The organism is Comamonas sp. A7-5, from assembly GCF_039581385.1.
Taxonomy (GTDB): domain Bacteria; phylum Pseudomonadota; class Gammaproteobacteria; order Burkholderiales; family Burkholderiaceae_C; genus Comamonas; species Comamonas thiooxydans.
This window is the reverse complement of sequence record NZ_JBCPWO010000031.1, coordinates 1-9,530: the sequence shown is the minus strand read 5'-3', so window position 1 is coordinate 9,530 and position 9,530 is coordinate 1. Positions and strand designations below refer to the sequence as shown.

Here is a 9,530-nt window from a genome sequence, read left to right as displayed (position 1 = left end):
GCCGCCTTCGGGAATGTCCACCAGCGCCACCTTGTGCGCCTGCGGCACCTTGTCGAGCAGCGTGAGGCCGGACGGCAGCACGGTGCCCGCAGGCAGGCCGCCGTCATTGGCCACGATGGCCACGTTGTCGGCCGGATGCATGCTGATGGAAAGCGGTAGTGGGGTACTCATGACAATGTCTCAATTTTCTAGAGGGCCAGCACGGCTACGGCGCAGCCCAAGGCGAGGGACACCGAGCAAGGGCCGCCCCGCAGCGATGGTGTCGTCCCCCTCCCTTGCGAAGCAAGTTAGAGAGGGGGAAGCCGCGAAGCGGCTCAGGGGGGCCTTACTTATTCAGCCTTTATTCCAGCAGACTTGATCACCTTGGCCCACTTGCTCACTTCGGCCTTCTGATAGTCGGCCAGCTCGACGGTGCTCATGGTCGACGGCAGCATGCCGAAGTTCTTGAGGCGGGCCTGTACTTCGGGGGTGGCGACGATCTTCAGGATTTCGGCATGCAGGCGGTCCACGATGGGCTTGGGCGTGCCCGCGGGGGCGAAGACGGCCTGCCAGGAGCCCATGTCGAAACCCTTCTCGCCGGCTTCGGCGATCGTCGGTACATCGGGTAGCGATTCCAGGCGCTTGGAGCTGCTCACGGCGATGGGGCGCAGCTTGCCGGACTGGATGTGCGGGCCGACGACCAGGGCAGTGTCGAACATCATGTCCACCTGTCCACCCATGACATCCTGCACGGCGGGGCCGCTGCCCTTGTAGGGAACATGGGTGAACTTCACGCCGGTCTGGTAGGCCAGCAGTTCCAGCGCCATGTGGTTGGAGGTGCCGTTGCCCGGAGAGGCCGAGGTCAGACCGCCCGACGAGGCCTTGGCCTTGCTGCCGGCCAGCACGTCAGCCAGTGTCTTGTAGGGGCTGGAGGCAGGCACCACCAGCACCAGAGGGCCGGAGCCGAGCATGGCGACGGGCGTGAAGGACTTGACGGGGTCATAGTCCAGTTTGGAGTACAGGCTGACATTGATGGCGTGCGAGCTGATGGTGCCGCCCAGAATGGTGTAGCCGTCAGCCGGGGCGCGTGCCGCCAGCGCCGAACCCACGCTGCCACCGGCGCCGCCCTTGTTCTCGATGACCACGGGCGTGCCCAGGGCCTTGCTCAGCGGCTGCGCAATCACGCGTGCCAGGGTGTCGGTATTGCCGCCGGGCGGAAACGGCACCAGATAGGTGATGGGCTTGCCCGTGGGCCAGTTGCCCTGTGCCAGCGCGGGTGCGGCGACAAGGGATGCGCCCAGCAGCAGGGCGCTGGCGGCGAGGGTGGATTGAAGCAGGTTGCGGCGTTGCATGGTGGTTGTCTCCGGTTGAAAAGCGTCTTTTCGCGCTGTGGAAAGGGGGCGGTTGAACCAGCTCGGCTTGGGCTGGATGTTTGCTCTGTGTGCCTTTTTTTGCGCAGTGGCTGGAATTCAGAAGCGCGGTTGCTTGCCGGTGAATTCCGGGTCGTATTTGCGCATCTGTCCCAGGTCGTCGCGGTTGCGGATGCCGCAGTGCAGATAGTTGTCGTGCAGGCGTGCCAGGGCTTCGCGATCCAGGGTCACGCCCAGGCCGGGCGTGGTGGGCACGCGCAGGCTGCCCTGCTCGAACTGCAGACGGCCGCCTTCGACGACCTCTTCGTCCTGCCACGGATAGTGGGTGTCGCAGGCATAGGTCAGCAGGGGCACGCTGGCGCACAGATGAGTCATGGCCACCAGGCTCACGCCCAGATGGGAGTTGCTGTGCATGGACAGGCCCAGGTCGAAGGTGCGGCACAGCGTGGACAGGCGCTGTGTGGCACGCAGGCCGCCCCAGTAATGGTGGTCGCTGAGCACGATCTTCACGGGGCAGCCCATGTCGGCGTTGCGGCGGAACTCGGCAAAGTCCGTCACCACCATATTGGTGGCCAGTGGCACGTCGCACTCGCGTGCCACGGCGGCCATGCCGTCCAGGCCCGGGGCCGGGTCCTCGTAGTACTCGAGCACGCCGCGCAACTGCTGCACGATCTTCAGGCTGGTTTCCACGGTCCAGTTGCCGTTGGGGTCGATGCGCAGCGGTGTGCCGGGGAAGGCTTCGGCCAGCGCAAGGATGCCGGCAGCTTCCTGCTCGGGTGGCAGCGTGCCGGCCTTGAGCTTGATGCTCTGGAAGCCGTATTGGTCGATCATGCGCCGGGCCTGGGCCACGAGCTGGGCCGGCGTCAGGGCTTCGCCCCAGGCGTCAGGTGCGTAGGGCTGGCCCACATGCTCGGCGTATTTGTAGAACAGATAGGCCGAGTACGGCACGCGGTCTCGTGCGGGTCCGCCCAGCAGGTCGACGATGGGGGCCTGGGCCATCTGGCCCTGCAGGTCCAGCATGGCGACCTCGAAGGCACTGACCACCTTGGCCACGGTCTTGGAGACATGGGTGCCAGGGGCCAGCGAGACCTGCTGACCCAGAAATTCCGAGGCCGTGAGCTTGGGCGGAGTGACCAGGGCGGCAACACGGGCCTCCATTTCATTGAGCGCCCAGGGCGAGAGCCCGACCAGGGCCGGTGCAGCCTTGGCCAGAGCATCCAGCATGGGCTGGTCGCCATAGCTCTCGTTGATGCCGACCAGGCCGGAGGCGGTCTCGATCTCGATGATGGAGCGCAGCGCCCAGGGCTCGTGAATGCCGGCGGCGTTGAGCAGCGGCGGATCACGGAAGGCAATCGGCGTGATGCGGATATGGCGGATCTGGTGAGAAGTGCTCATCTTGAGATGACTGATGCGGCGCAGGAGCTCCGGGCCGAAGTTGAAATAGGGAGACTTTGTGGTATGTTGTCGTACAACTGAAAGCCATTATCATCAGGCTCATGAGTACTCAGACATCGGAATTACCCCAATCAACCCCGTCTTTGCCGCTGACGGAGGGGTACGCGCTGCGCAGCAAAACCAGCAAGGGCAGCCGCAGTCTGGCGAATCTGTTGTCCGAGGAGTTCGAGCACAAGATCCGCCAGGGCCTGCTGCATGAGGGGGACAAGCTGCCCACCGAGTCCGAACTCGTGCGCAGCTATGACGTCAGCCGCACCGTGGTGCGCGAGGCCTTGTCCAAATTGCAGGCTGCAGGGCTGGTCGAGACCCGCCATGGCATAGGCACGTTTGTGCTGCCCGCGCGCCAGAGTGCAAGCCCTATGCTCAGCGCGCGCGAGCTCAGCGAGTCCGTCGACGTGCTGGCCGTGCTGGAGCTGCGCATCAGTCTGGAGACCGAGGCAGCCGGTCTGGCTGCCCAGCGCCGCAGCGAAGCCCATCTGCAGGTCATGAGCGAGGCTTTACAGGCGTTCGAGCATCATTTCGCCCTGGGGCACGACACCGTCGAGCATGATCTGGCCTTTCACCTGAGCATCGCGCAGGCCACAGGCAACCGGTATTTTCAGGACATCCTGCAGCACTTCGGAACGCTGCTGATTCCGCGCAATCGCATCGCCTCCATGCATACGCCGGCACGCGATCCCGACTATCTGCGTCGTGTGAACCGCGAGCACGAGGAGATCTATGCCGCCATCGTGCGCCAGGATGCCGATTCGGCCCGCGCCGCCATGCGCATCCATCTGACCAACTCGCGGGAGCGTTTGCGCCTGGCCCAGCGTCTGAGCCTGAGCGCAGAGTCCTGATTCCGAAACCCTGGCCTGGGCGGGCGCTTGATGGAAGAAGCTGACCGCAGCAAAGCGCGGCGGACTGCCCACGGCATGCGGCGGCCGCAGTGTCCCGCTGCGCCGAGCACTTGGAAATGCTTCCAAATTTATAGCTTCAATCGATCTTCAGTATTGAGTTTGACGCATATTTCTTGGATTGAAGTGACGAAGGCAAAAGCCTGGTAGACGGTTGCTATCCGTGTTTACCCTTAGAAAAAAACGCTTGGTGTTCAAAAAAACCTAGTTGTATGATGACTGACCACAACAAGGAGACATTTCACCATGGTCCGACGCTCGCACTTTCTGCGCTCTCTGCTGGCCCTGGCGGCCGGCGGTTTGCTGTCGTCCACATTGCTGGCTGCCGATGCCTGGCCCAGCAAGCCCATCCGTCTGGTCGTTCCTTATCCGCCCGGCGGCAGCTCCGACATCATTGCGCGCTCCATCGGGCAGCTGATCTCCCAGGAACTCAAGCAGACCGTGGTGATCGACAACAAGCCCGGCGCCAATGGCAATCTGGGTGCTGAGTTCGTCGCCCGTGCACCGGCCGACGGCTATACCTGGCTGCTCTGCGATCTCGGTGCGCTGGCCATCTCTCCCTCCATCTATACCAAGCTCAGCTTCGATCCGTCCAAGGCGCTGCGCGGTGCGGCCATGCTGGCTTATTCGCCTCATATGCTGGTGGTGCACCCCTCTGTCCAGGCCAGCAATCTCAAGGAGCTGGTGGAGCTGTCCAAGAAGCAGGACCTGAACTTTGCCGTTACCGCATCGGGTAGTGCTCCCCATCTGGCCGGCGTGGAGCTGGCCCGCATCACCGGCGCCAAATGGGTGTATGTGCCCTACAAGGGCGGCGTGCAGTCGGTGCAGGACACGGTGGCAGGCCAGACCCAGGTGCTGATGAACGGCATGCTGGCCACCTATCCGCATGTGCAAAGCGGCAAGCTCAAGCTGCTGGGCATTTCCAAGAATACCCGCATGCCCTTGATCGCCGATGTGCCGACGCTGGCGGAGCAGGGCGCACAGGGTTTTGCCTCGGGCACCTGGCAGGGCGTGGTGCTGCCCGCCAAGACGCCTGAAGCCGTGGTGCAGCGTGTGAACCAGGTGTTGCTCGCTGCCATCCGCTCCACCGAGGTCCGCTCCCGACTGACCGGCCAGGGTGCCGAGGTCGTCACGATGACGCCCGCCGAAACCGACAAATTCTTCAACGCCGAGCGCGCGCGCTGGCGCGCCGTGGTGCAAGCCGCCCAACTGCAGCTGGATTGAGCTGCCAGATCTTTTTTGCTCTCCTCTTTTCAAGGATTACCATGACACCCCAAGACCTCAAAGACGTGATGAGTTCCGGCCTGCTGTCCTTCCCCGTGACGGACTTCGATGCCCAGGGCAACTTCAATGCCAAGGGTTATGCCGCACGCCTTGAATGGCTGGCACCCTATGGCGCCAGTGCCCTGTTCGCCGCTGGTGGCACGGGCGAATACTTCTCGCTGTATGGCGAGGAATACGGCCAGATCATCAAGACCGCCGTGGATACCTGCCGTGGCAAGGTGCCCATCATCGCCGGCGCCGGCGGCCCCACCCGCAATGCCATCGCCCATGCCCAGGAGGCTGAACGACTGGGTGCCCACGGCATTCTGCTGATGCCTCATTACCTGACCGAAGCCGGCCAGGAAGGCCTGATCGCCCATGTGGAGCAGGTCTGCAAGAGCGTGAAGTTCGGCGTCATCGTCTACAACCGCGACCGCTCTCGCTTCACGCCTGAATCCCTGGCCATCCTGGCCGAGCGCTGCCCCAACCTGGTGGGCTTCAAGGACGGTCTGGGCAATATCGAGACCATGTCCTCCATCTTCATGAAGATGGGTGATCGCTTCGCCTATCTGGGCGGACTGCCCACGGCCGAGGTCTACGCGGCCGCCTACAAGGCTCTGGGTACCCCCGTCTACTCCTCTGCCGTCTTCAACTTCATCCCCAGGACGGCGATGGCGTTCTACGAAGCCGTGCGCACGGATGACCAGGCCACGCAGCACAAGCTGCTCAAGGAATTCTTCATGCCCTACCTGAAGATCCGCAACCGTGTCGAAGGCTACGGCGTGAGCATCATCAAGGCCGGCGCCAAGCTGGTCGGCCACGATGCCGGTCCCGTGCGCGCTCCCCTGACCGACCTCAAGCCTGCCGAGATGGAAGAACTCAAGGTCCTGATCGACAAGCTCGGCCCCCAGTAAGACCCGATGCAGGGGTCAGGCCAAGAACCGGGCCCCGCGTCTTCAGGAGACAAAGCATGAAAAAGATACTGATCACGCTGGGTGCCACCCTGGCCCTGGCCGCCCAAGCGGCTGGCAACTTTCCCGACCGCCCCGTGAACATCATCGTGCCGTTCCCGGCTGGCGGCTCCACCGACACCGTGGCGCGTGCGGTGGCCCTGAGCATGGCCGAGCAACTGGGCAAGCCCTTTGTCGTGGAAAACCGTCCTGGAGCCACGGGCACCATCGGTGCGGGAGCCGTCAAGCGCGCTGCGGCCGATGGCTACACCTTGCTGGTGGCATCGCTGGGCCCCTTTGTGGTGACCCCGCATATGGTGAAGAACGTGCCCTATGACGCCAGCAAGGATTTCGACTACATCACCATCCCCGTGCAGGCGCCCAATGTGCTCGTTGCCAGCCCGACGCAAAAGGCCCGCAGCGTGAGCGAGGTGATTGCCGCGCTCAAGGCCAATCCCGGCAAGATCAGTTTTGCAAGCTCCGGCAATGGCTCTTCGGATCATTTGTCGGCCGAGCTGTTCTGGCAGCAAACGGGCACCGAAGCCGTGCATGTACCCTACAAGGGCGGAGCACCGGCCATCACCGATCTGCTGGGTGGACAGGTGGATTTTTCCTTCCAGAACGTCAACGCCGTGCTGCCCCATCTGCGTAGCGGCAAGCTGCGCGCCATTGCCGTGACCGGTAGCCAGCGTTCGCCTGTGCTGCCCGACGTTCCCACACTGGCCGAGTCCGGCGTCAAGGGAGCCGAGGTCTATTCGTGGCAAGGCATGGCCGCTCCCAGGGGCTTGCCGGCAGATGTCAAGTCCAGACTGGCCAAGGCCGCCATTGTCGCCGTGCAGCAACCCGATATCCGCAAGCGCTTTGTGGAGCAGGGGCTGGAAATCGTGGGCAACACGCCCGAAGAATTCACACGCTTTCAGGCCCAGGAGAACGAGCGCTGGAAAACCCTGATCCAAACGCGAAAGATCACCGCAGATTGAGCTAGAAACAACGGGATGGCCCCCAGGCCGTTTCCCGCAGGCCTGCCACCACGCAGGCCCTTTTCACAGGGGCTTTCAGTCCCCGCAAGTTCCAAGGATTCCAAGGCATGGCGACCATCCGACCACGCGTTCTTCAATACGGCAAGATGCCGCTGACCCAGCTTGATGCCGAACTGGCTCAGGCCTACGAGGTGAGCATCCTCTCCGAGCAGCCCGATCCCGAGCGCTTTCTTGCCGAGCATGGCGGCCAGTTCGAATATGCGGTCACCTCGGCCGCCATGGGCCTGCCAGCCCGTGTGGTCGACGCCCTGCCCAAGCTCAAGTTCGTGAGCAGCTTCGGCGTGGGATTCGATGCCCTCGACAAGGACGCTCTGCTGCGCCGCGGCGCGCGTGTGGGCTATACGCCCGGCGTGCTCGACGACTGTGTGGCCGACCTGGCCTTTGCCCTGTTGCTGGACGCCACGCGCGGCTTGAGCGAGTCCGACCGTTTCGTGCGCCGCGGCGACTGGAGCAAGAGCCGCTTCGGCATCCGTACCCGCGCCAGCGGCAAGCGCCTGGGCATCTTCGGCATGGGCCGCATCGGCAGCACCGTGGCGCGCCGCGCCTCGGGCTTCGACATGGAAGTGGCCTATCACAACCGCCGCCCCGTAGAGGGATCGCCCCATCAGTACCTGCCCTCGCTGCTGGAGCTGGCGCGCTGGGCCGACATCCTGGTCATCACCGCTGCCGGCGGTGAAGGCACGCGCCACCTGGTGAACGCCGAAGTGCTGGCGGCCCTGGGCCCGCAGGGCTTCCTGGTCAATGTGGCCCGCGGCAGCGTGGTCGACGAGGCCGCCCTGGCCGATGCCCTGGAGAACAAGCGCATCGCCGGTGCGGGCCTCGACGTGTTCGAGGACGAGCCCCGCCCCCTGCCTGCCCTGCTGGCCCTGGACAACGTGGTGCTGGCCCCCCATATCGCCAGCGGTACCCACGAAACCCGCCGCGCCATGGCCGACCTGGTGCTGCAGAACCTGCAGCAGTTCATCGCCACGGGCCGACCTGCGGCCGAGGTGCCCTGGTCCGCCGCGCAGTGATTTCCTTTTCCTTCCGAGTCTGTTGAAGAGTCTTCCCATGTCCACTACCCCGACCATCACCGCCATCGAAGTCATTCCCGTCGCCGGCCGCGACGGCATGCTCATGAACCTCAGCGGCGCGCATGCGCCCTACTTCACCCGCAACGTCGTGCTGGTGCATGACAGCGCGGGCCGTACGGGAGTGGGCGAGGTACCGGGCGGCGAAGGCATCCGCCAGGCGCTGGAGGACAGCCAGCAGGTGCTGATTGGCCGCTCCATCGGCCAGCACCTGCAGTTGCTGCAAGAGCTGCAGAAATCCCTGGAAGGCCGAGACACCGGCGGCCGCGGCCTGCAGACGTTCGATCTGCGCATCGGCGTGCATGCGGTCACGGCCATCGAATCCGCTCTGCTGGATCTGCTGGGCCAGCACCTGGGTGTGCCCGTGGCCGCGTTGCTGGGCGAAGGCCAGCAACGCGATCGCGTGGAAATGCTGGGCTACCTGTTCTTTGTGGGTCCCAGCGACAAGACAGGACTGGACTACGTCAAGCCCGGCGAAGACAAGCTGGGCACGGACGACTGGACCCAGGTGCGCCACATGACTGCCATGACGCCCGAGGCCATCGTGCGCCAGGCCGAAGCGGCCTACGCACGCTACGGCTTCAACGACTTCAAGCTCAAGGGCGGCGTGCTGGCTGGCGAGCAGGAAGTCGAAGCCGTGACGGCCCTGGCCAAACGATTCCCCGACGCCCGCGTCACCCTGGACCCCAACGGCGGCTGGCTGCTCAAGGACGCCATCCGCCTGATGCGTGACATGCGCGGCGTGCTGGCCTATGCCGAAGATCCCTGCGGCGCCGAAGGCGGCTTCTCGGGCCGTGAAGTCATGGCTGAATTTCGCCGCGCCACCGGCCTGCCCACGGCCACCAACATGGTCGCCACCGACTGGCGCCAGATGGTGCACGCCCTGTCGCTGCAGTCCGTGGACATCCCGCTGGCCGACCCCCATTTCTGGACCATGGCCGGCTCGGTGCGCGTGGGCCAGACCTGCCGCGACTGGGGCCTGACCTGGGGCTCGCACTCCAACAACCACTTCGACATCTCGCTGGCCATGTTCACCCACGTGGCCGCCGCCGTGCCCGGCAAGGTCACGGCCATCGACACGCACTGGATCTGGCAGGACGGCCAGTACCTCACGCAGCAACCCTTGCAGATCAAGGGCGGTTTTGTGGAAGTGCCCAAGACCCCCGGCCTGGGCGTGACCGTGGACCGCGAGGCCCTCAAGCGCGCCAACGCCCTGTACCAGGAACACGGCCTGGGCGCGCGCGACGACGCCATCGCCATGCAGCACCTGATCCCCGGCTGGAAGTTCGACAACAAACGGCCTTGCATGGTGCGCTGAGCACCCTCCTGAGCGGCTGGCGCCGCTTCCCCCTCTCTCGCTGCGCGGGAGGGGGACGACGCCATCGCTGCGGGATGGCCCTTGCTCGGTGTCCATCGCTTTGGGCCGCGCCTGCTTCAAATGCAGCGCCCAACTAGCTCACCTCTTTTATCGAATCTCTCTTTTGGAGCATTTCATGTCCCGTTACGA

8 protein-coding genes and 1 pseudogene are annotated in these 9,530 nt (G+C 64.5%); 6 read left to right on the top strand and 3 right to left on the bottom strand.

Features of this window, described 5'->3' with window-relative positions:
* The 3 genes and pseudogenes from garD to AAIL67_RS24370 all read right to left on the bottom strand — a co-directional run.
* Nucleotides 1-171, bottom strand: a pseudogene (gene garD, locus AAIL67_RS24380) (galactarate dehydratase); the annotation flags it as partial.
* 158 nt (nucleotides 172-329) lie between these two features.
* Nucleotides 330-1,331, bottom strand: a complete 1,002-nt coding sequence (locus AAIL67_RS24375) for a tripartite tricarboxylate transporter substrate binding protein (protein ID WP_224649518.1) — start codon at nucleotides 1,329-1,331, stop codon at nucleotides 330-332.
* A 117-nt stretch (nucleotides 1,332-1,448) separates the two neighbouring features.
* On the bottom strand, nucleotides 1,449-2,744 hold the full coding sequence (locus AAIL67_RS24370) for a glucarate dehydratase family protein (RefSeq protein ID WP_063662771.1): 1,296 nt from the start codon (nucleotides 2,742-2,744) through the stop codon (nucleotides 1,449-1,451).
* A 143-nt stretch (nucleotides 2,745-2,887) separates the two neighbouring features.
* Between AAIL67_RS24370 and AAIL67_RS24365 the strand changes: the two genes are divergently transcribed.
* The 6 genes from AAIL67_RS24365 to AAIL67_RS24340 all read left to right on the top strand — a co-directional run bounded on the left by AAIL67_RS24365 (nucleotide 2,888) and on the right by AAIL67_RS24340 (nucleotide 9,341).
* On the top strand, nucleotides 2,888-3,643 hold the full coding sequence (locus AAIL67_RS24365; protein ID WP_080745909.1) for a FadR/GntR family transcriptional regulator: 756 nt from the start codon (nucleotides 2,888-2,890) through the stop codon (nucleotides 3,641-3,643).
* A gap of 303 nt (nucleotides 3,644-3,946) precedes the next feature.
* Complete coding sequence (locus AAIL67_RS24360) at nucleotides 3,947-4,924, top strand: tripartite tricarboxylate transporter substrate binding protein (protein WP_063662772.1); 978 nt, start codon at nucleotides 3,947-3,949, stop codon at nucleotides 4,922-4,924.
* Between the two features lie 41 nt (nucleotides 4,925-4,965).
* The gene (gene kdgD, locus AAIL67_RS24355; RefSeq protein WP_034351488.1) at nucleotides 4,966-5,877 is read left to right on the top strand and encodes a 5-dehydro-4-deoxyglucarate dehydratase; all 912 of its coding nucleotides are present in this window, start codon (nucleotides 4,966-4,968) and stop codon (nucleotides 5,875-5,877) included.
* A 56-nt stretch (nucleotides 5,878-5,933) separates the two neighbouring features.
* Nucleotides 5,934-6,893 (top strand): tripartite tricarboxylate transporter substrate binding protein, encoded by a 960-nt coding sequence (locus AAIL67_RS24350; protein WP_034351490.1) that lies wholly within the window; start codon nucleotides 5,934-5,936, stop codon nucleotides 6,891-6,893.
* A 107-nt stretch (nucleotides 6,894-7,000) separates the two neighbouring features.
* Complete coding sequence (locus tag AAIL67_RS24345) at nucleotides 7,001-7,966, top strand: 2-hydroxyacid dehydrogenase (RefSeq protein WP_224649521.1); 966 nt, start codon at nucleotides 7,001-7,003, stop codon at nucleotides 7,964-7,966.
* 37 nt (nucleotides 7,967-8,003) lie between these two features.
* Nucleotides 8,004-9,341, top strand: coding sequence for an enolase C-terminal domain-like protein (locus AAIL67_RS24340; protein ID WP_224649522.1), 1,338 nt, complete (start codon nucleotides 8,004-8,006; stop codon nucleotides 9,339-9,341).
* Nucleotides 9,342-9,530: the final 189 nt, after the last annotated feature.

Excerpts from the sequence above, each read along its gene's own strand:
- AAIL67_RS24370 (WP_063662771.1), bottom strand. The coding sequence starts at position 2,744 with ATGAGCACTTCTCACCAGATCCGCCATATCCGCATCACGCCGATTGCC.
- AAIL67_RS24350 (WP_034351490.1), top strand. The coding sequence starts at position 5,934 with ATGAAAAAGATACTGATCACGCTGGGTGCCACCCTGGCCCTGGCCGCC.
- AAIL67_RS24340 (WP_224649522.1), top strand. The coding sequence starts at position 8,004 with ATGTCCACTACCCCGACCATCACCGCCATCGAAGTCATTCCCGTCGCC.
- AAIL67_RS24375 (WP_224649518.1), bottom strand. The coding sequence starts at position 1,331 with ATGCAACGCCGCAACCTGCTTCAATCCACCCTCGCCGCCAGCGCCCTG.
- AAIL67_RS24345 (WP_224649521.1), top strand. The coding sequence starts at position 7,001 with ATGGCGACCATCCGACCACGCGTTCTTCAATACGGCAAGATGCCGCTG.
- kdgD (WP_034351488.1), top strand. The coding sequence starts at position 4,966 with ATGACACCCCAAGACCTCAAAGACGTGATGAGTTCCGGCCTGCTGTCC.
- AAIL67_RS24360 (WP_063662772.1), top strand. The coding sequence starts at position 3,947 with ATGGTCCGACGCTCGCACTTTCTGCGCTCTCTGCTGGCCCTGGCGGCC.